The sequence below is a fragment of the Burkholderia sp. R-40 genome (genome assembly GCF_049942845.1).
Taxonomy (GTDB): domain Bacteria; phylum Pseudomonadota; class Gammaproteobacteria; order Burkholderiales; family Burkholderiaceae; genus Burkholderia; species Burkholderia ambifaria.
This window is the reverse complement of record NZ_CP187967.1, coordinates 3,355,126-3,375,414: the sequence shown is the minus strand read 5'-3', so window position 1 is coordinate 3,375,414 and position 20,289 is coordinate 3,355,126. Positions and strand designations below refer to the sequence as shown.

Genomic DNA, 20,289 nt, shown 5'->3' with positions numbered 1-20,289 from the left:
CCATGAGCCAAGATCTACTGACTATCCGCAATCTCGCGGTGAACTTCAACGGCCTGCCCGCTGTCGACCGGATCAACCTGTCGGTTGCGCCGGGCGAGGTGGTGGGCGTCGTCGGCGAATCGGGCTCGGGCAAGAGCGTGACGATGATGGCGCTGATGGGCCTGATCGACGCGCCGGGCAAGGTGACGGCCGACGAGGTCACGTTCAACGGCGTGGACCTGCTGAAGGCGTCGCCGAAGGCGCGCCGCAAGATCGTCGGCAAGGACATCGCGATGGTGTTCCAGGACGCGCTGTCGAGCCTGAACCCGAGCTACACGGTCGGCTACCAGATCAAGGAGGTGCTGAAGCTGCACGAAGGACTGCGCGGCGACGCGCTGCACCGGCGCGCGCTCGAACTGCTCGACCAGGTCGGCATTCCCGATGCGAAGAACCGCATCACGGCGTTCCCGCACCAGATGTCGGGCGGGATGAACCAGCGCGTGATGATCGCGATGGCGGTGGCGTGCAACCCGAAGCTCCTGATCGCCGACGAGCCGACCACCGCGCTCGACGTGACGATCCAGGCGCAGATCATGGATCTGCTCGTGAAGCTGCAGAAGGAGCGCGGGATGGCGCTCGTGCTGATCTCGCACGACCTGGCCGTGGTGTCGGAGGTCGCGCAGCGCGTCGCGGTGATGTATGCAGGCGAGGTCATCGAGACCAATCGCGTGCCGGACATCTTCCGTGCGCCGCATCATCCGTACACCGAAGCGCTGCTCGCGGCGATTCCCGAGCACAATAAGGGGGCGCGTCGCCTTGCCGCATTGCCGGGCATGGTGCCGGGCCGCGATGATCGCCCGTCCGGCTGCCTGTTCGCGCCACGCTGCAAGTACGTCGTCGACGATTGCCGCAAGGCGCGTCCGGCGCTCGACACGCTGGTGCCGGCCAACGATGCGATGCGTGCGCGCTGCATCAAGCCGCTCAATATTTCCAACCTCGACCTGACGGGAGGCGCACGATGAATGCAGTCCACGAAACGCGTGCGCCGCACGACGACGAGGAAGCGGTGCTGATCGCGGACGGCCTCGCGAAGCACTACTCGGTGAAGCGCGGGATGTTCGGGCAGGGCACCGTGAAGGCGCTGAACGGCGTGTCGTTCACGCTCAAGCGCGGCAAGACGCTCGCGGTCGTCGGCGAGTCGGGCTGCGGGAAATCGACGCTCGCGCGCCAGCTCACGATGATCGAGACGCCCACCGCGGGCAGCCTGGTGATCGACGGCAAGAACGTGGCCGGCGCGAACCGCGAGACGGTCGCCGACCTGCGCCGGCGCGTGCAGATGGTGTTCCAGAATCCGTTCGCGTCGCTGAACCCGCGCAAGACCGTCGAGCAGACGCTCGGCGAGCCGCTCGAGATCAACGCGAACCTGACGGCCGCCGAACGCGCGGCGCGCATCGCGCAGATCATGCGCACGGTCGGCCTGCGGCCCGAGCACGCGAAGCGCTATCCGCACATGTTCTCGGGCGGCCAGCGCCAGCGCGTCGCGATCGCGCGCGCGATGATCCTCGATCCGCGCATCGTCGTCGCCGACGAGCCGGTGTCCGCGCTCGACGTGTCGATCCAGGCGCAGATCCTGAACCTGTTCATGGATCTGCAGGAGCAGTTCAAAACCAGCTACGTGTTCATCTCGCACAACCTGGCGGTGGTCGAGCACGTCGCGGACGACGTGATGGTGATGTACTTCGGCAGCGTCGCCGAGCTCGGCGACAAGGCGACGATCTACGCGCGGCCGCGGCATCCGTACACGCGCGCGCTGATGTCGGCGACGCCGGCGATCTTCGAGGAAGACCGCCGCGTGCAGATCAAGCTGCAGGGCGAGCTGCCGTCGCCGCTCAATCCGCCGTCGGGCTGCGCGTTTCACCAGCGCTGCCCGTACGCGATCGAGCGGTGCCGTGTCGAGGAACCGCAGTTGCGCGACGTCGACGGACGCCGCGTGGCCTGCCATCGCGCCGAGGAGGTGGGGGAGGCGAATGCCTGATGGTTTGGCGGCGCGCGCGTCAGACGTGCGCCGTTCGGGGACTGGCAGCGCGCGCGTGATGCGCGCGTGCCGCAACGCACGGCGCTGGAGCGTGCGCACGGTCACGGGCGCGGCGCTGGCCGGCGCGTGCGTGGCCGCCAGCGTGCTGGTCCCGGCCGACGCCGCACGTGCCGAAGGGCGCGCGCCGTCGAGTTCGCCGATCCATCCATCGCAGGTTCCGCCGCCCGGCCTGAGCCTGCCGGGCTTCCACGCGCCGTCCGTGTCGAACGGCACGGTCGCGCGCGGCACGGTGCGCGTGCAGCCCGCGCGCATGCCGTTCTATGTCGCCACCCGGGGCCGGGTCACGCTGTACGTGCTCGGCACGCTGCATACGGGCGACCCGTCCGACTATCCGAGCGCCCAGCCGTTCCGGCCGCGCATCCTCGGGGCGCTCGCCGCGTCGCCGACGCTCGCGCTCGAGCTGTCGCCGGACGATCTGCTCGAATCGCAGGACGACGTATCGAAGTACGGCGTGTGCCGCTATCCGTGCCTGCAACGCCTGCTGCCCGAGCCGCTGTGGCAGCGGCTCGCCGCGCGCCTGCGCGGCAATCCGGCCGCGCTCGTGGAGATCCGCCGGATGCGGCCGTGGCTCGCGGCGCTGGTCGTCGAGACCTACGACTCGCTGTCGGCTGGCCTCCAGACCGAATACGGCACCGAGGCGCAGCTGCAGAATGTGTTCCTGAAGAAGAAGGGCGGCCGCGTGATCGGGCTCGAGACGCTGGCCGAGCAGATGCGTGCGTTCACCGGGCTGACGCTCGCCGAGCAGCGCGAGATGCTCGCGCAGGACATGGTGCAGACGCCGGCGCAGAACGCGGCCGACATCAAGGCGCTGCACCGGCTGTGGCAAATTGGCGACGCCGATGCGATCGCCGCGTGGGCGGTCGCGAAGAGCGAACGGCTGGCCCGGTCGAAGGCGCTGTCGGCGTCGATCGACAACAAGATCCTGTACGAGCGCAACCGGCGCTTCGTTGCACGAATGACGGCAATCGCCGCGCCGGACCGGCCGGTATTCGTCGCGATCGGCGCGCTGCATCTGGGCGGCCCGCGCGGCGTGCTCGAATTGTTGCGCCGGCAAGGATACCGGGTCGACGCGAACTGATCGCGCCCGATGCCGCGCACCGATCCTCCCCTGTTTGATCGACGTCGCGCGCACGGTGTGAAGCGGCTGCGCGGCCGCGCGAGTCGATAAGGAAAACCCTCGAATCCTCAGGAAATAGCGTTTAAGACCATTGACATCCCGTTCTGCGAATCTCTATTCTTCATCCCACAAGTTGAAAAAATGAAAAGAATAGATAAGTTCTACGGGGTAGCAGAAAACAAAGCGCGGGGTTAGCGTAGCCGGCACGTGATGCGCGTGCCGGCCACGGAGTGTCTGCATGCACGGCGGGGCCAAACATCGTCGGTACAACAAATGCATGCGGCAGACTTGCGGATAAGCGACGTTCCGTCGTCCGACCGGGGGAAGCAGTATTCGGGCGGCGGCGGACGTTTTTTAATCCGGAGCAGGTTTCCGGTCACCGTCGACAGGCGGTTTCGGGGGGCGAATCGACAGACGGCGAAGTCCGCGGCGATCGTGCCAACAGAAAAGCGCCACCAGGGCGCTTTTTTCTTTTGTGCGACGGTTTTGGTCGGAGGGCAGCTGGGCTTGCGCGCTTTTCAAGCGTCTTCGTCGGCCTGCAGCGCGCCGGGCGCGACCACGTCGACACCCGCCGCTTCGAGCGCCGTGCGGATCCGCTTCGCGAACGCGAGCGCATGCGGGCCGTCGCCATGCAGGCAAACCGTCTGCGCATTGAGCGGCACCCATTCGCCGCTCACCGCGCGCACCTTCCGCTCGCGCACCATGGCGAGCGTGCGCGCGAGCACGGCATTCTCGTCGTCGATCAACGCGCCGGGCTGGCTGCGCGGCACGAGCGAGCCGTCCGCGCGATAGCCGCGATCGGCGAACACTTCCTCCACCGCGGCGAGCCCCGCGTGGCGCGCGGCCGCGACGAACACGCTGTTGGCGAGCCCGAACACGGCGAGCGATGGATCGAAGTCGTGGATCGCGGACACCACCGCGTCGGCGATCAGCGGGTCGCGCGCGGCCTGGTTGTACAGCGCGCCGTGCGGCTTCACGTGCGCGATGCGGCCGCCTTCGGCCTGCGCGATCGCCGATAGCGCGCCGAGCTGGTACAGCACGCCCGCATAGATGTCGCCGGCCGGCAGCTGCATTTCCTTGCGCCCGAAATTCTCCGGGTCGTGAAAACTCGGGTGTGCGCCGATCGACACGCCTTTCTGCACGGCCCAGCGCACGCAGTCGCGCATCGCATTGGCGCCGCCTGCATGCCAGCCGCACGCGATGTTCGCCGACGTGACGAGGTCGAGCAGCGCCTCGTCCGATCCGCATCCTTCGCCGAGATCGGCATTCAGATCGATTTCCATGATGTTCGTCGTCCACGGATGGCGTGGCGCGTCCTCCTTGTTGCTTACGACATTGTCACGCCGCGCGCGATTGCTCGCGGCGGCGCGTTTCCTCGCGCATCTCGATCGCGACGTCGATCTGCCGCAGATACGCACGTTCCGCGCTCAGCGCGGTGCGCGCGGCCTCGCGTGTCGTGCGCACGAAGCGGATCGGCAGGTTCAGGCGCGCCTGCGCGAGTTTCCAGAGATCCGCATGGATCACCGTGCCGATCTTCGGATAGCCGCCGGTGGTCTGCGCATCGTGCATCAGCACGATCGGCTGGCCGTTCGGCGGCACCTGGATCGTGCCGGGCAGCACGGCGTGCGACAGCAGCTCGACCGGCCGCTCGCGCACCAGCTCGGCGCCGGCGAGGCGGTAGCCCATTCGGTTGCTGTTCGCGGTGACGAGCCATTCCTCGTCCCAGAACGCCTGCTGCGAATCGGCCGCGAACGACGCGTAGTCGGGGCCCGGCAGCACGCGCACGGGCATCGCCCACGGCGCGTGCGCGGGACGGTGGTGGCGGCGCGGGGGTTCGTCGACGCGCACGAACGCGCACCACATGGGCGCCTTCACGCCGAATTCGGGCGCATCGGCCGCGAGGCAGCCGGCGCCGGCCGGCGGCACGCCGACCGGGAGCCGATCGCCGTCGCGCAGCGCGCGGCCGCCGAGGCCGCCGAAGCGCGACGCGAGATCGGTGCTGCGCGAGCCGAGCATCGGCAGCACGTCGACGCCGCCCGCGATGCACAGGTAGCCGCGCATCCCGCGCTTCGCGGCCGGCAGCACGAGCGTCTGCCCGGCCTCGACCGGCAGGCTCCACCATGAATACACGGGCTTGCCGTCGAGCGTCGCGCCGAATTCGGTGCCGGTGATCGCGATGCGCGTCGCGCGCGTGAAGCGGAACGCGGCCGGGCCGATCGTGATTTCGACGGCCGCCGCGTCGGGGCGATTGCCGACCAGCCGGTTGCCGACCTCGAGCGCGAGGCCGTCGAGCGCGCCGCCCTGCGCGACGCCGAGATGGCGCGTGCCGCGGCGGCCGAGATCCTGCACGGTCGACAGCGGGCCGGCGCGGACGACCTCGATCGTGCCCGGTGCGGTGTTCTGGCTCATGTCGCGTCGACTCCGGCAATGGTGAAGCGTACGCGGTCGCCGGGCAGCAGCAGCGTCGGCTGCGCCCGCGTGGGATCGAACAGCACGTGCGACGTGCGGCCGATCAGTTGCCAGCCGCCGGGCGACGTGGCCGGATAGATGCCCGTCTGCGCACCGCCGATGCCGACCGAGCCGGCCGGCACTTCCAGGCGCGGCGCCGCGCGGCGCGGCGTGTGCAGTGACGCATCGAGGCCGCCGAGATACGCGAAGCCCGGCTGGAAGCCGACGAAGAACACGACGTATTCGCCCCCCGCGTGGCGCGCGACGACTTCGTCGGCCGACAGCCCCGTATGCGCGGCGACGGCCGGCAGGTCGGGGCCGGCGGTGCCGCCGTATTCGACGGGAATCTCGACTTCGCGGCCCTCCGCGTGCTCGACGTCGGCGGTTTCCCACGCGTCGCGCAGCGCCGGCGTGAGCGACTCGGCCGTCGCGGCGAGCGCGTCGAACACGATCGTCAGATTGTTCATGCCCGGCACGACGTCGATCACGTCGGGCCACGCGCGCGCGACCTCGGCGACGGCCCAGACGCGGCGCTGGCAATCGAGCGTGGCGGGCGGCGGCACCTCGCAGACGAGGGCGGCATCGCCGAGCGGATAAATGCGGGGTTGCGTCATCTGACTGGCACGGTTCGGACGGCAATGTTAGCGCACATTGTCGATAAAATATCGACAACTTCCCAATAAGCGTTTTCGCCTAGCTCGTATGCCGGGCCTTCTGTCGTACACTCGGCACACCCTGTCATCCGGCTTGCGCCGCCTTTCCATGAAGCGTCCTGCGACCAAGATCGTGTCATCCGAACACCTCGTTTCCGAGTCGAGCGCCGAGCTGTCGGAACTCGAATACGGCCTGATCATGGCCGGCAACGCATTCAACCGATGGATGGTGCGCTGCATGTCGGCCGCGGGCGCGAAGGACATGACGGCGGTCGAGGTGTCGCTGCTGCATCACGTGAGCCATCGCGAACGCAAGAAAAAGCTCGCCGACATCTGCTTCGTGCTCAATATCGAGGATACGCACGTCGCGACCTACGCGCTGAAAAAACTGATCGCGCGCGGCTATGTGAAGAGCGAGAAGAGCGGCAAGGAAGTGTTCTTCTTCGCGACCGACGCGGGCCGCGAGCTGTGCCTGAAGTATCGCGAGGTGCGCGAGCATTGCCTGATCGAGACGCTGAAGGACAGCGGCCTCACCAACGCGCAGATCGGCGACGCGGCACAGCTGCTGCGCCACGCATCGGGCCTCTACGATACGGCCGCGCGGGCGGCGGCCTCGCTGTAAACGATTGCGAACGGGACGGTGAACGCGGTGACGCGCGGCATGCGGCTGGCGCGGTGTCGCGCGCCGCGTCATCCGGCGGCCGGGTAAAGCGCGGCGTCGGTGACGATCCAGCGCATCGCGAGATCGTGCGCTTCGGCCGGCAGCGCATCCACGCGGCACGCTTCATAGGCGATGCCGACCGTCACCGGCAGCGTGTCGCCCGGCCACACCGCGAGCGTGCGGTCGTAGTAGCCGCCGCCATAGCCGAGCCGGTAGCGCTCCAGATCGAATCCCACACACGGAATCAGCAACAGGTCGGGCACGACGACGACCCCCGACGCCGGCTCCGGAATCCGGTGATGCCCTTCGCGCATCGGCGTGTGCGCATCCCACGCATGGAACGCGAGCGGCGTGTGACGCTCGCCGATCACCGGCAGCGCCGCACGGCGGCCGGTGCCGGCCGCGGACCACGCGAGCACTGCGTCGCGCGCGTCGAATTCGCCCGGCAGCGGCCAGTAGAAGCCGACCGTGCGCGGCGCGAGGCGTTCGAGCAACGCGCGCAGCCGCGCGTCGAGCGCGGCGTTCGCGGCGGGCTGCGACGCGGCGTCGCGACGCGCGCCGGCCAGCGTTTTACGCAGTGCAACCTTCGGGTTCGGCACAGGGTTGCATGCTATGCTTTCGCTCAATTCGTGCTCCATTCAAAACGATGTCGAACAGCCTTTTCCGAGTATATCGCGCGGTCGCGCTCACGCTTTCCGCCGCCGCGCTCGTCGCGGGCACGGCCGCGTGCGCTGCACCGGGCGACGACACGCTCGCCGGGGATGACCAGATCTTCGTGCAGCTTCGCGAAGCCGCACGCCGCAACGACGCCGCGAAGGCCGCGCAGCTCGCGTCGATGATCCCGAACTATCCGGTCCCGTCCTACGTCGAGTATTTCCAGATCAAGCCGCAGCTGTTCGATTCGACGGGCCGCGCACGTGTCGACGCGCCCGACGCACCGGTGCAGTCGTTCCTCCAGCGCTACGACGGACAGGCGATCGCCGACCGCATGCGCAACGACTACCTGCTCGTGCTCGGCGCGCGCCACGACTGGCGCAACTTCGACGACCAGTACAAGCGCTTCGTGCTCGACGACGACACGCAGGTCAAGTGCTACGCGCTCGAATCGCGCGCGGCGCGCGGCGAGAACGTCGCCGAGGCGGCGCGCGCGCTGCTCGTCGAGCCGAAATACTACGGCGACGCCTGTGTCGACCTGATTACGGCGCTGACGGTCAACCAGCAGTTCACGAGCGACGACGTGTGGCAGCAGGCGCGCCTCGCGTACGAGCAGAACTACACGACGCTCGGCGGCAAGATCGTCGACGCGCTCGGCCCGCGCCCGGTCGACTTCGACCAGGCGACCAGCGCGCCGCCGCTGTACCTCGCGCGCGGCGTCGGCCCCGACGCGGCGTCGCACCAGCTCGCGCTGATCGCGCTCGGCCGCATGGCGCGCAACGATCCGGACGCGGCGGCGGGGATGCTGACGTCCGTCGCCGGCTCGCTCACTAAGCCGGAGCAGGCGATCGCGTGGGGCGCGATCGGCTACCAGGGCGCGATCAAGCGCTCGCCGCTCGCGTCGGTCTGGTATGCGAAATCCGCGAACGCGCAGCTGTCGAACCCCGGCTACGAATGGCGCACGCGCGCCGCGCTGCTCGCCGGCAACTGGCCGATGGTGCGCTGGTCGATCGAGCAGATGCCGCCGTCGCTGCGCGAGGATCCGGCCTGGATCTACTGGCATGCGCGCGCGCTCAAGCAGAGCGGCGACACGCTGCAGGCGAACCAGGAATTCGAGCAGGTCGCGGGGCAGTACAACTTCTACGGGCAGCTCGCCGGCGAAGAGCTCGGCCAGCGCACGAGCGTTCCGCCGCGCACGAAGGTGAGCGACGCCGAGATCGGCTCGATGAGCAAGATCCCGGGCTTCGCGCTCGCGCAGCGCTTCTATGCGCTGAACCTGCGCCTCGAAGGCAACCGCGAATGGAACTGGCCGCTGCGCGGGATGACCGACCGCCAACTGCTCGCGGCCGCCGAATACGGCAAGCGCGTCGACCTGCTCGACCGCACGGTCAACACGGCCGACCGCACGAAGGCCGAGCACGATTTCACGCTGCGCTACCCGTCGCCGTACCGCGACATCGTCGAGCGCTACGCGCAGTCGTCGGGCCTCGACATCGAATGGGCGTACGGGCTGATCCGCCAGGAATCGCGCTTCATCACGAACGCGCGTTCTTCCGTCGGCGCGGGCGGGCTGATGCAGCTGATGCCGGCCACCGCGCAGCTCGTCGCGAAGAAGCTCGGGATGGGCACGATCACGCGTGCGCAGATGCACGACATCAATACCAACATCCAGCTCGGCACCTGGTATCTGGCGGACATCTACAACAACTTCGACAGCTCGCCGGTGCTGGCGACCGCCGGCTACAACGCGGGCCCGGGCCGGCCGCGCCAGTGGCGCCAGGTGCTGACGCAGCCGGTCGAAGGCGCGATCTTCGCGGAGACGATTCCGTTCAACGAGACGCGCGACTACGTGAAGAACGTGCTGTCGAACACCGTCTACTACGCGGCGCTCTTCGAGGGCAAACCGCAGTCGTTGAAGAAACGCCTGGGCATGATCTCGCCCTGATCCGCAATCTTCATACTGCCGCGCGACACGCGGCAGTATGCTCGAGGGGCTGTCCACGCTCATGACGGGCCAGCCCCGTCTATGATTCTCCTGGTCAGGGGCGCGAGCGTGGCCGGCCGCATTGCGGCGTCGCACGTCGCTCGTCAGGCTCGGCCGGACGGCGCGCCCCGCTTCTTGCACGCGACCGAAGGATGTCCCGCTGGGGACAGCCGGCAAGGCTCGTTCGCAAGCCCGTCATCAGCGTGAACCGCCCGTTGGAGGACTCGACCATGGATCGCCAGACCGTCGCGCTGCTGGGCGGCACCGGCTTCATCGGCAGCCGGCTCGTCAATGCGCTGATCGACGCCGGCAAGCATGTGAGGATCGGCACGCGGCGGCGCGACCACGCGCGCCACCTGCAGATGCTGCCGGTCGAGATCGTCGAACTCGACGCGCTCGACACGCGCACGCTGGCCCGGTTCGTCGCCGGCGCGCACGCAGCCATCAACCTCGTCGGCATGCTGCACGACGGCCGCGGCACGCCATACGGGCCCGGCTTCGAGCGCGCGCACGTCGCGCTGCCGGCCGCGCTGGCTGCCGCATGCGTCGAAGTCGGCGTGCAGCGCGTGCTGCACATGAGCGCGCTCGGCGCCGATTCGCACGGCGCGAGCATGTACCAGCGCTCGAAAGGCGACGGCGAGGCCGCGCTGCACGCGGTCGCGGCGACCGATTCGCTCGCGCTGACGATCTTCCGCCCGTCGGTCGTGTTCGGCCCCGGCGACACATTCCTCAACACATTCGCGAACCTGCAGCGCACGCTGCCGGTGCTGCCGCTCGCGATGCCCGACGCGCGTTTCCAGCCGGTGTTCGTCGGCGACGTCGTGAGCGCGTTCGTGAACACGCTCGATCTCACGGCCGCGCACGGCAAAACCTACGAGCTCGGCGGTCCGACCGTCTATACGCTCGAGCAGCTGGTGCGCTATTGCGGCACGCTGGTCGGCCGGCAGGCACGCATCCTGCGGCTGCCCGACGCGCTTGCGCAGCTGCAGGCGCGCGTGTTCGAATGCCTGCCCGGCGAGCCGATGATCACGCGCGACAATCTCGCGTCGATGTCGGTGCCCAACGTGCTGTCAGGGCCGCTCGCGCCGGAACTCGGGCTGTCGCCCGCGAGTCTCGAGAGCATCGCGCCCGCGTATCTCGGTGACGGCGCGCAGCGCTCCCGTTTCGACTGGTTCCGCTCGCGCCGCTAGGCGTCGCGGGCAGCCGCTTTCCGTCATTCATTTTCGCGCCTTTCGGAACACCGCCATGAAACTCGTCATTGGAGACAAGAATTACTCGTCGTGGTCGATGCGGCCGTGGCTGCTGCTCGCGCATTTCGGGATCCCGTTCGACGAGATCGCGATCGAGCTGCGCCGCGACGACACGGCCGCGCGCATCCGCGAGTATTCGCCGACCGGCAAGGTGCCGTGCCTGATCGACGATCACGGCACCGCGATCTGGGATTCGCTCGCGATCGCCGAGACGCTCGCCGAGCGCTATCCGCAGTTCCCGATGTGGCCGGCCGATCCGCTGGAGCGCGTGCACGCGCGCTGCATCTCGGCCGAGATGCACTCGGGCTTCGCCGCGCTGCGCACGCAGATGGGAATGAACGTGCGCGCGTCGATGCCGGGGCGCGGCGCGACGCCCGATGCGCTGGCCGACGTCGCGCGTATCGACGCGCTGTGGAGCGCGTGCATCGAGGCATCGGGCGGGCCGTTCCTGTTCGGTGAATTCGGGATCGCCGATGCGATGTATGCGCCGGTCGTGATGCGCTTCAACACGTATGCGCCGGCGCTGTCGCCGGAAGCGGCCGGGTATGCCGCGCGCGTGACCGCGCTGCCGGCGGTGCAGCGCTGGATCGACGCCGCGCGCCGCGAAACCAACGTGATTGCCGAATACGAACCGAACCCATGAACATCTACGCAGTAGGCGGAGCGATCCGCGACGAACTGCTCGGCGTGCCGGTGCAGGACCGCGACTACGTGGTGGTGGGCGCGACGCCCGAGCAGATGGTCGCCCAGGGCTTCCGGCCGGTCGGCAAGGATTTCCCGGTGTTCCTGCATCCGGACACGCAGGAGGAATACGCGCTCGCGCGCACCGAGCGCAAGACGGCGGCCGGCTATCACGGCTTCCAGTTCTACTTCGCGCCGGATGTGACGCTCGACGAGGATCTCGCGCGGCGCGACCTGACGATCAACGCGATGGCGCGCGAAGTGAGCCCGGAGGGCGCGCTGGTCGGGCCGGTGATCGATCCATTCGACGGACAGGCCGACCTGCGTGCACGCATGTTCCGGCACGTGGGTGACGCGTTCGTCGAGGATCCGGTACGGATCCTGCGGATCGCGCGTTTTGCCGCGCGCTTCGCGGATTTCACGGTCGCGGACGACACCCTCGCGCTGATGCGCCGCATGGTCGACGCCGGCGAAGCGGACGCGCTGGTGGCCGAACGCGTGTGGCAGGAAATCGCGCGCGGGCTGATGGAGGCGAAACCGTCGCGGATGTTCGCGGTGCTGCGCGAGTGCGGCGCGCTCGCGCGCGTCCTGCCCGAGGTCGATGCGCTGTGGGGCGTGCCGCAGCGCGCCGACTACCACCCGGAAGTCGACACGGGCGTGCACGTGATGATGGTCGTCGACTACGCGGCGAAGCAGGGCTACTCGCTGCCGGTGCGCTTCGCGGCGCTCACGCACGATCTCGGCAAGGCGACGACGCCCGCCGACGTGCTGCCGCGCCACGTCGGCCACGAAGGCCGCAGCGTCGATCTCATCAAGCCGTTGTGCGAGCGGCTGCGCGTGCCGAATGAATGCCGCGATCTGGCGCTGGTGGTCGCGCGCGAGCACGGCAACCTGCATCGCGTGATGGAAATGGGCGCGGCCGCGCTGGTGCGGTTCTTCGAGCGCAGCGATGCGCTGCGCAAGCCGGCGCGCTTCGCGGAGATGCTGCAGGCGTGCGAATCGGATGCCCGCGGCCGGCTCGGGCTCGACACGCAGCCGTATCCGCAGGCCGAGCGGCTGCGCGTGGCGCTGGTGGCGGCGCGCAGCGTCGACGCGGGCGCGATCGCGCGCGGTGTCGGCGACGATGTGATGCAGATCAAGGACGCCGTGCATCGCGCACGGGTCGAGGCCGTCAAGCAGGCGCTGGCGATCGGCGAATAGCGCGGGAGAATCGGGCGGCGCGGTGCGTCGCCCGGCTGCCCGCCGTCATTGCTTCGTGCGGGTGGCGGCGCGGCGGGCCGGAGTGGTGGCGGCCGGGCGTTTGCCCGTGGTCGCGCGCGGCTTGCCGGCAGCGGGCTTGGCCGCCGGCTTGGCCGCCACGCGGGCCGGCAGGGCGGCGGCAGGCGCGGCCGCGTTCGCGTTCGCGGCGTGTTCTTGTTCGCTTTTCCGCGTCGCTTCGCGGCGGCTCACGCGCGGCTCGCCCGGCGTCGGGCCGGCATCGCGCGCGGGCGGCCTGATTTCCATTGTCGCGGATCCGAACTCGGCGCAACTGTCGTCGAAGAGCGGCAGCGTGCCGACCGCGATCAGTTCAGCCGGCCCGTCCCCGACATTCGCGACACGATGGCGCTTGCGCGCGTCGAAGTGCAGCGAGTCGCCCGGCGACAGCGGGTAATCCTTCTTGCCGATCGTGTAGCAGACGCGGCCGGTCAGCACGTACACGAACTCGTCGCCACCGTGCGCGACCCATTCCGAACGGTAGCCCTCCATCATCCGGACCTTGAGCGCGTGGATTTGACTGCCGTCGAAGGTGGTCGACAGCCGTTCGTACCATTGCGACGTGGCGTCGACCGCGTACGGTTCGCGGCGGCCCGCGCGCGAGTCGGGCTGCGCCTGGCGCGGCTGCTCGATCAGCGTGCCGAGCGGCACGTTCAGCGCCGTCGCGACGTTGACGAGCGACGACAGCGAGATCCCGGTGAGATTGCGCTCGACCTGCGACAGGAATCCGATCGACAGGTTCGCCTCGGTCGCGACTTCCAGCAGCGTCTTCTTCGCTTCCCGGCGCAGGCGCCGGATGCGCTGGCCGATACGCATGAGGTCTGAATCCATGAATCTCTTTCGTGACAACGAGTCGGGAGGCGAGCGGAAGGGCGGTGCAGCCGCCGGGACGTTGCGTTCCGCGAAGCGCACGACGCACGGCCGTCGGGACGGCGATGCCGGCGCATTGTACCGCGCGGTGGCGCCCGCACGACGCCACGCCGCGCCTGGTCGGGCCGCCGTCGCGCCGTGCCGGGCCACCCTCGCGCCGTGCCGGTAATTTTAGCCCTACGAAAATTTTGGCTTGACCTCAATTTGAGCGTGCTCTAGATTCTGTCGACGCATCAAACAAAGTTAAGTGGGACAAAAATTTTTCTCGAGACCGGCCGCCGGAAACGGCGCTGCGCCGCCGCGGCTCGGCTGCCCGCGGGGCCGTGCGTCGTCCGCCCACGGGCGGCGCACGGGCGGCGCACCGCGTCACGCGTGCGCGAGGCCGCGTGACACCGCCGACTGCCGACAACAATCAAATAGCGGGTATCCGATGATCGATCGACTGAAATACAGCTTCTCCGGCCTTCCCTCGTATGACGCGTGCGTCGCCGACACGCAGCGCGGCCTGTCGCGCGTGCTCGACGCGCTGCGGCTCGACGCCGTGGTCGTCACGTCGCAGGACGAATACATCACCGAATATCTGCCGCGCAGCAACAACCCGCGCTACGCGCTGTCGGGCTTCGACGGCTCGGCCGGCTGCGGGATCTTCCTGAGCGCGGCGACCGCGCAGGCGCTCGGCGTGCCGCCGTTCGTGCTGTTCGTCGACGGCCGCTATCACCTGCAGGCCGAACAGCAGTGCGACCCGGCGCACGTGCGGATCGAGAAGCTCGGGATGAACGTGACGATCTGGCAGGCGCTGGGCGACTGGCTCGTCGCGCACGCGAGCCGGCTTGCGCGGGTCGGCTACGACGCGCTGCGGATCAGTGTCGCGCAGCGCGACCGGCTGATCGAGCAGACGCAGCCCGCGTCGCTCGACTGGACGAGTCTCGTCGAGCGCGAGATCGATCGCGCGATCGCGTTGCCGGGCTGGGTGGTCGAGCGGCCGATCTTCGAGCTGCCGGACACGATGACCGGCGCGAGCGTCGCGCAAAACCTCGACGCGCTGAACCGCCGGCTCGCCGCGCACACCGGCGCGGCGCCCGGCAAGACGGCGTTCTTCACGTGTGCGTCGGACGATCTCGCGTATCTGCTGAACAGCCGCGGCTATCACATCCCGAATGTGTCGTCGCATCTGGGCTTCCTGTTCGCGGTCGGCGCGCAGGTCGTGCTGTTCCTGCCGGAAGGCTGCGACCGGTGCCCGGTCGAGCTGACGTCGTATCCGGCGCTGCACGTGATCCGGCGCGACTTCGCCGAACTCGAGCGCTTCCTCGCGTCATGCGCGGTCGACCACGTGTGCTACGGCTTCGAATCGGTCAACTGCGCGCTGGTCGAATCGGTGCGTCGCGTGTGGCCGCATGCGCGCCACGCCGATTTCAACCCGGTCGAGGCGATGCGGGCGAGCAAGACGCCGGCGGTGCTCGACCGCTTCCTCGACGCGTTCGCGCGCAGTTCGGCGGCGATCGCCGAAACGATGCGCTGGGCGAAGGCCGGCGAGCCGGGGCGGCGCCATACGGAATACGATCTGGCCCGCACGATCAACGACGCGTACGGCGCGCGTTCGGCGGTCGCGCTGACGTTCCCGTCGATCGCGGCGAACGGCGCGAACAGCGCGTTCGCGCACTACACGACGGCGAGCGCCGAGGTCGAGCTGACGGAGGGTGAACTCGTGCTGCTCGACAGCGGCGCGTATTACGACGCCGGTTTCGCGACGGACTGCACGCGGGTCGTGCTGCGCCGCACGCGGCCGGAAACGGTCGCGCAGCCGTGGCAGCGCGAGATCTATACGGTCGCGCTGAAGGCCTGCATCAAGGGGCTCGTCACACGCTTCCCGAAGACGGCCACGGGCGGCGATGTCGATGCGGCGGTACGGCAGGTGTGCCGCGACCACGGCTACGATTTCGGCCACGGCACCGGGCATGGCGTCGGGATCCACGTCCACGAGGGCGGCGTGCGATTCGCGCCGGGCGCGAAGTACGGGCTGGTGCCGAATGCGGTGATTTCGGTCGAGCCGGGCATCTACGTGCCGGGCAAGGGCGGCGTGCGGATCGAGAACATCGTGATCGTGCGCGCGGACGACGACGCATCGGACACCGTCTCGTTCGAGAACATCGTCACCGTCGGCTACGACTGGGACCTGATCGATATCGAGCTGCTGGACGACGACGAGCGCGCGTACCTGCGCGACTACGAACGGCTTTGCGTGGAACGCGGCACGCAGGTCACTGCGTGTCCGTTGCTGTAAGGCGGGGAGGGGGCGCGCTGCCGGCGCGTCGGAGCGCCGGCATGATCGGTACGTCGGAGCGTCGGTGTGATCGGTACGTCGGAGCGCCGGCATGATCGGTACGTCGGAGCGTCGACCTGATCAGTACATCAGAGTGTCGGCGTGACAGGTACGTCGATGCTTCAGCGCATCAGCGCCGACACGCGCCCGTCGGGCCCGTACACGCCGGCCGGCGCGGGGGCCGAGCGCAGCACCGCTAGCGCGCGCTCGTTGTAGTCCATCCGGATCCGGATCAGCATCCCGTTGGTCGCATTGGCCTGGCGCGCGCGTTCGGCGGCCTGCAGCAGCAGCTGCCAGCGGCCGGCGAGGCGTGCATCGCGCTCGGCGGCCTGGTCCATGCCTTTCTTGCCGGCCGGAAAGCCGAGCGCGGACAGCTGCGTGTCGCGCGTGCGCTCGAGCTGCGCGAGCCGGTCGATCAGCACGCTCTTCTTCTCGACGATGCCGGGCAGCATGTCGAGCGGCTCCGGCGTCGTGAGCGCCTTTTCCTCGTAGGCGAGCAGGGACGCGAACGCTTCGACCGTCGCGTGTTCGTCGTTGACCGTGGCCAGCAGCTCTTCTCTCATCGCGTCATGCTCGTCGCGCCGGCACGCGGTGGCGCATGCCGGCAAACCAGGGGACCGGTCAGGGCGTGACGGGCCCCTGGCCGGCTCAGTTGCCCTGCGAGCGCTGCTGTTGCAGCAGGTCGCGGGCGGTATTCAATACGCCGTCGGCGATCTTGTTCACGTCGATCGTCAGCGTGCCGTCGTTCAGCGCGTCCTTGATCGACTGGACGAGGGCCGTGTCGATGTCGGCGCTGCCGGAGGCCGACAGCGAACGCAGCTGGCCCGACAGACCCGACAGGTTCACGGTCGTGTCGCCGCCGGTCGATCCTGCGTCGGCCGCCTGCGCGGACGACGAAGCCGCGCCGGATTGCGCGCGGGTCGCGCCGTTGCCGGTCGACGCGAGGGGGCTCGGTTTCGGAGTGGAATCGATCTTCACGATGGGTTTCCTGTACGGTATGACCCAGATAACGGCCGGGTCGGCCCGAACTTTAGCATCGTGAGCCCGACAGGCTCCGAATAAACAATTCTTTGCAATCTTGCGGCGGGATCCGCCCCTACAGCGGAATTTCCACGGTGCCGGCGTCCTTGACGATCGCCGTGACGATCTGCCCCGCGGCCATCCTGACCCGTATCGACTGGCCCGGCGCCGCGTTTGCTAGCGCGCTGCCCTCGGCCGAGATCGTGAAGCCGGGGCCGGCGGCGACGACCCGCACCGTCTGGCCGGCCGACACCGACGCGGCGCTCTTCAGCATGTCCTGGCGCAGCGGCAGCCCGGCCGAGATCCGGGCCAGCGCGGTCGCGCCGACCGCCTGCGCGGGATCGGTGATCACCGCGAGCGGCAGCACCGTCAGGTCGCCGTCGCGCGCGACGAGGTCGGCCGCGGTGAGCGGCTCGCCGGGCGCGATCTGCCGCGCGGCGACGTAATAGGTAGCCTGCACGGCAACCTTCGCCTGCAGGTAGACGGTCCACGGCCGTTCGCCCGCGCAGCGCACGCCGACCGTCGTGCGGCCCCACAGGCGCGCGCCGGTCGGCAGGAACGGCTCGAGCGTCGTGCACGCGGCGAGCCCGCGCGGAAACGCGGTCGCGACGGTCGCGGTGGTCTTGCCCGGCAGGCCGGCGATCTGCTGCTGGAGGAACGCGAGGGCGGTGCGCCGGATCGCGTCCGGGTCCTGCTGGCCGGGCGGCGTCGCCGGCTGGGGCGCGGCGGAAGCCTGGGCCGCGGTGGTGGCAGCCGTCGGCGCGCGCGGGGCCGGTGCGGCCGGAAGCGGGCGGGTTGCCGCGACGCGCGGGGCGATCGCCGCTCGCGCGGGATTCGACGCGGGTTCGGCCGTACCGGCGACGACGGTCGCGACGGCGCCCGGGTCGGCCGCGCGCGGCGCGCCGTAACCGGAGTTCATGCGTGCGGCCGCGTAGACGGGGCGCGGTGCGGGCGCCGGCACGGCAGCTTGCGGAGGAACGCTCGTCACGACTATCGAGCCGGTCGGCTGCGCCGCGTAGGCAGCCGCGGCAGTGCCGGCCGCGCCGCCCGCCATCGCCGTGCCCGCTCCCGGCGCCATGCCTGCGCCCGGCGCCGTTCCCGCTCCCGGCACCGTTCCCGACGCCATCCCCGAATTCCCGCCGAACCGCCCGCCGCTCGCCGCATTCGCATGCGCGAGCGCCGTCTCGGCCGTCTCGCCGCGTCCGGGGATCACGATCATCCCGTCGTCCGCGTGTGCCGCCGGCACCGCGAGCCACAGCGCCGCGGCGAGCGCGAAGGCACGCGGCACGCGCGTCCGGCGTCCGTCGTTCCCGCGAAGTGCGCTGCCTGTCATCGCCGTGTCCTCGAAACCGTTGATCCGATTCGCATTCTAGGGAGCGGGGCCGTCGCGCAAACGATGAATAGAGGGGGCCTTTGCCGCGTTATTCGCCCGATTGCCGGTTGCGCGTGACGCCTACCATCGCTGTCATGGAAAAAAGCCCCTTGGGTCGCCATCCGGCGCAACGGGCGTGCAGCGCTTCATACGGAGAGACGCACACATGCTGGACAAACTCGATGCCGAATTCGCGTTCGGGCGCCAGGCGCTCGACGTGCGCGCCTATCGGCAGGAACTGCTGTCGTCGAACATCGCGAACGCCGACACGCCGGGCTACCAGGCCCGCGACGTCGATTTCGCGTCGACCCTCGCGCGCTCGCTGAAGCAGACCCACGGCGGCCTCGCGCCGAGCAACGCCGCGCAGCTGCCGATGGCGCAGCCGGCCGGCGTGGCGAGCGGAATGACGATGGTGTCGACGGCACCGGGCCACATGGCCGGCGCCGCGAAGCTGATTCCGACGGGCGGCCCGGCCGACGACTACGGTCGTTCGCAGTACCGGATGCCGCTGCAGCCGTCGCTCGACGGCAACACGGTCGATCTCGACGTCGAGCGCGTGCAGTTCGCGAACAACGCGCTGCACTACGAAACCGGGATGACCGTGATGACCCAGCAGATCAAGGCGATGATCGCCGCGATCTCGACGAACTCGTAAGCGCGCGCCGCTTCCGTACCCGAACAAGGAGCCCTCATGCCCTCGTTGATGAACATCTTCGGCGTCGCCGGTTCGGCGCTGTCCGCGCAATCGCAGCGCCTGAACGTCACCGCGTCGAACCTCGCGAACGCCGACAGCGCGACCGGCCCCGACGGCAAGCCGTACAAGGCCAAGCAGGTCGTGTTCGCGACCGATCCGATGGGCGGCGCGCGCACCGCGTCCGGCCAGGGCGTGGGCGGCGTGCGCGTGACGAAGGTGATGGACGATCCGTCGCCGATGAAGTCGACCTACGACCCGGCGAACCCGTCCGCCGACGCGAACGGCTACGTGCAGATGCCGAACGTCGATCCGGTGCAGGAGATGGTGAACATGATCTCGGCGTCGCGCTCGTACCAGGCCAACGTCGAGACGCTGAACACCGCGAAGACGCTGATGCTCAAGACGCTGACGATCGGCTCGTAAGCCGCGCAGAGATACCGACACATCGAGACCACAGACCCGACAGTTCCGACACAAGGCCATTCAGGATGACATCCACCAGCACGACGATCGGCGGCAACGGCACCAACGTGTCGAACCTGCCGACCGACACGATGAACACCAGCAACGTGTCGACGACCGGCACGTCGGCGAGCGACCTGCAGGCGACGTTCCTGAAGCTGCTCGTCACGCAGTTGCAGAACCAGGATCCGACGAGCCCCGTCGACAGTTCGCAGATGACGTCGCAGCTCGCGCAGATCAACACGGTGAGCGGCATCGCGCAGCTGAACACGTCGCTCACGTCGCTGTCGAGCCAGCTCGCGGCCGGCCAGCAGACGCAGGCCGCGCTCCTGATCGGCACGAACGTGCTCGCGCCGGGCAACGGCGTCGCGGTGAAGGGCGGCGCGGCGTCGCCGTTCGGCGTGTCGCTCGCGAACGACGTGTCGAACCTGACGATCACCGTGAAGAACAGCTCGGGCGCCGTCGTCAACACGATCAACGCGGGCAAGCAGTCGGCCGGCACGGTGCCGTTCAACTGGACGCCGACCGATGCAGCGGGCAACGCGCTGCCGGACGGCAAGTACACCGTGAGCGCGCAGTACACGGGCAGCGACGGCAAGACGTATGCGCCGACCGTGCTCGCGGCCGCGCAGGTACAGAGCGTGATCAAGCAGGCGGACGGCACGGCGGGGCTCGTGCTGTCGAACGGCACGACCGTGGGGCTCACCCAGGTCGCGTCGATCTTCCCGAACACCGCATCGTCGTCGACGTCCGACGCCACCACCACCAACTGATC

The 20,289-nt window shown here is 69.2% G+C and carries 20 protein-coding genes; 12 read left to right on the top strand and 8 right to left on the bottom strand.

Going from position 1 to position 20,289, the window contains the following annotated elements; all coding sequences use genetic code 11:
- Positions 1 to 2: 2 nt before the first annotated feature.
- Genes ACP26O_RS15605 through ACP26O_RS15595 form a run of 3 tightly spaced genes read left to right on the top strand, consistent with a single transcriptional unit; the run spans position 3 to position 3,152 of the window.
- Positions 3 to 1,001 carry an ABC transporter ATP-binding protein gene (locus ACP26O_RS15605; protein ID WP_105831971.1) on the top strand — a complete coding sequence of 333 codons (999 nt, stop codon included), beginning with the start codon at positions 3 to 5 and terminating at the stop codon, positions 999 to 1,001.
- The gene (locus tag ACP26O_RS15600) at positions 998 to 2,014 is read left to right on the top strand and encodes a peptide ABC transporter ATP-binding protein (protein WP_011658157.1); all 1,017 of its coding nucleotides are present in this window, start codon (positions 998 to 1,000) and stop codon (positions 2,012 to 2,014) included. The genes ACP26O_RS15605 and ACP26O_RS15600 overlap by 4 nt, the downstream gene beginning before the upstream one ends.
- On the top strand, positions 2,007 to 3,152 hold the full coding sequence (locus ACP26O_RS15595) for a TraB/GumN family protein (RefSeq protein ID WP_011658156.1): 1,146 nt from the start codon (positions 2,007 to 2,009) through the stop codon (positions 3,150 to 3,152). Before ACP26O_RS15600 ends, ACP26O_RS15595 begins: the two co-directional genes overlap by 8 nt.
- A 557-nt stretch (positions 3,153 to 3,709) precedes the next feature.
- On the opposite strand, the gene pxpA is transcribed toward ACP26O_RS15595, so the two are convergent.
- From pxpA to pxpB, 3 genes are read right to left on the bottom strand one after another with little or no spacing between them, the layout of a single operon-like run.
- Positions 3,710 to 4,474, bottom strand: coding sequence for a 5-oxoprolinase subunit PxpA (gene pxpA, locus ACP26O_RS15590; RefSeq protein WP_175665933.1), 765 nt, complete (start codon positions 4,472 to 4,474; stop codon positions 3,710 to 3,712).
- Between the two features lie 55 nt (positions 4,475 to 4,529).
- Positions 4,530 to 5,600, bottom strand: coding sequence for a biotin-dependent carboxyltransferase family protein (locus ACP26O_RS15585; protein WP_175665934.1), 1,071 nt, complete (start codon positions 5,598 to 5,600; stop codon positions 4,530 to 4,532).
- Positions 5,597 to 6,253 carry a 5-oxoprolinase subunit PxpB gene (gene pxpB, locus ACP26O_RS15580; protein ID WP_175665935.1) on the bottom strand — a complete coding sequence of 219 codons (657 nt, stop codon included), beginning with the start codon at positions 6,251 to 6,253 and terminating at the stop codon, positions 5,597 to 5,599. The genes ACP26O_RS15585 and pxpB overlap by 4 nt, the downstream gene beginning before the upstream one ends.
- 148 nt (positions 6,254 to 6,401) lie before the next feature.
- Here pxpB and ACP26O_RS15575 point away from each other — a divergent pair, with 148 nt between their 5' ends.
- Complete coding sequence (locus tag ACP26O_RS15575; RefSeq protein WP_006751934.1) at positions 6,402 to 6,914, top strand: winged helix DNA-binding protein; 513 nt, start codon at positions 6,402 to 6,404, stop codon at positions 6,912 to 6,914.
- Between the two features lie 68 nt (positions 6,915 to 6,982).
- Here the strand turns inward: ACP26O_RS15575 and ACP26O_RS15570 are convergent, their stop codons facing one another.
- Positions 6,983 to 7,591 carry a 5-formyltetrahydrofolate cyclo-ligase gene (locus ACP26O_RS15570; RefSeq protein WP_105831967.1) on the bottom strand — a complete coding sequence of 203 codons (609 nt, stop codon included), beginning with the start codon at positions 7,589 to 7,591 and terminating at the stop codon, positions 6,983 to 6,985.
- 8 nt (positions 7,592 to 7,599) lie between these two features.
- Between ACP26O_RS15570 and ACP26O_RS15565 the strand changes: the two genes are divergently transcribed.
- The 4 genes from ACP26O_RS15565 (at position 7,600) to ACP26O_RS15550 (ending at position 12,722) form a co-directional block, all read left to right on the top strand.
- Positions 7,600 to 9,552, top strand: coding sequence for a lytic transglycosylase domain-containing protein (locus tag ACP26O_RS15565; protein WP_175665936.1), 1,953 nt, complete (start codon positions 7,600 to 7,602; stop codon positions 9,550 to 9,552).
- A gap of 269 nt (positions 9,553 to 9,821) precedes the next feature.
- On the top strand, positions 9,822 to 10,781 hold the full coding sequence (locus ACP26O_RS15560) for a complex I NDUFA9 subunit family protein (protein WP_175665937.1): 960 nt from the start codon (positions 9,822 to 9,824) through the stop codon (positions 10,779 to 10,781).
- A 55-nt stretch (positions 10,782 to 10,836) separates the two neighbouring features.
- The gene (locus tag ACP26O_RS15555) at positions 10,837 to 11,484 is read left to right on the top strand and encodes a glutathione S-transferase family protein (protein ID WP_012364913.1); all 648 of its coding nucleotides are present in this window, start codon (positions 10,837 to 10,839) and stop codon (positions 11,482 to 11,484) included.
- The gene (locus ACP26O_RS15550; protein ID WP_175665938.1) at positions 11,481 to 12,722 is read left to right on the top strand and encodes a multifunctional CCA addition/repair protein; all 1,242 of its coding nucleotides are present in this window, start codon (positions 11,481 to 11,483) and stop codon (positions 12,720 to 12,722) included. Before ACP26O_RS15555 ends, ACP26O_RS15550 begins: the two co-directional genes overlap by 4 nt.
- Positions 12,723 to 12,767: 45 nt before the next feature.
- On the opposite strand, the gene ACP26O_RS15545 is transcribed toward ACP26O_RS15550, so the two are convergent.
- Positions 12,768 to 13,607, bottom strand: coding sequence for a helix-turn-helix domain-containing protein (locus tag ACP26O_RS15545; protein WP_175665939.1), 840 nt, complete (start codon positions 13,605 to 13,607; stop codon positions 12,768 to 12,770).
- A 469-nt stretch (positions 13,608 to 14,076) separates the two neighbouring features.
- Here ACP26O_RS15545 and ACP26O_RS15540 point away from each other — a divergent pair, with 469 nt between their 5' ends.
- Positions 14,077 to 15,927, top strand: a complete 1,851-nt coding sequence (locus ACP26O_RS15540) for a M24 family metallopeptidase (protein ID WP_175665940.1) — start codon at positions 14,077 to 14,079, stop codon at positions 15,925 to 15,927.
- Positions 15,928 to 16,088: 161 nt separating this feature from the next.
- Here ACP26O_RS15540 and ACP26O_RS15535 read toward each other — a convergent pair whose 3' ends face one another.
- From ACP26O_RS15535 to flgA, 3 genes are all read right to left on the bottom strand, one after another.
- Positions 16,089 to 16,529, bottom strand: a complete 441-nt coding sequence (locus tag ACP26O_RS15535; protein WP_006755733.1) for a flagella synthesis protein FlgN — start codon at positions 16,527 to 16,529, stop codon at positions 16,089 to 16,091.
- 85 nt (positions 16,530 to 16,614) lie between these two features.
- Positions 16,615 to 16,944, bottom strand: coding sequence for a flagellar biosynthesis anti-sigma factor FlgM (gene flgM / locus ACP26O_RS15530; protein WP_126228679.1), 330 nt, complete (start codon positions 16,942 to 16,944; stop codon positions 16,615 to 16,617).
- Between the two features lie 118 nt (positions 16,945 to 17,062).
- The gene (gene flgA, locus ACP26O_RS15525) at positions 17,063 to 18,319 is read right to left on the bottom strand and encodes a flagellar basal body P-ring formation chaperone FlgA (protein WP_175665941.1); all 1,257 of its coding nucleotides are present in this window, start codon (positions 18,317 to 18,319) and stop codon (positions 17,063 to 17,065) included.
- Between the two features lie 205 nt (positions 18,320 to 18,524).
- Between flgA and flgB the strand changes: the two genes are divergently transcribed.
- The 3 genes from flgB to ACP26O_RS15510 all read left to right on the top strand — a co-directional run bounded on the left by flgB (position 18,525) and on the right by ACP26O_RS15510 (position 20,287).
- Complete coding sequence (gene flgB / locus ACP26O_RS15520; RefSeq protein ID WP_006755136.1) at positions 18,525 to 19,013, top strand: flagellar basal body rod protein FlgB; 489 nt, start codon at positions 18,525 to 18,527, stop codon at positions 19,011 to 19,013.
- Positions 19,014 to 19,049: 36 nt separating this feature from the next.
- Positions 19,050 to 19,475: a flagellar basal body rod protein FlgC gene (gene flgC / locus ACP26O_RS15515; protein ID WP_006755137.1), complete on the top strand. Its 426-nt coding sequence runs from the start codon at positions 19,050 to 19,052 to the stop codon at positions 19,473 to 19,475.
- Positions 19,476 to 19,540: 65 nt separating this feature from the next.
- The gene (locus ACP26O_RS15510; RefSeq protein ID WP_011658142.1) at positions 19,541 to 20,287 is read left to right on the top strand and encodes a flagellar hook assembly protein FlgD; all 747 of its coding nucleotides are present in this window, start codon (positions 19,541 to 19,543) and stop codon (positions 20,285 to 20,287) included.
- Positions 20,288 to 20,289 lie beyond the last annotated feature (2 nt).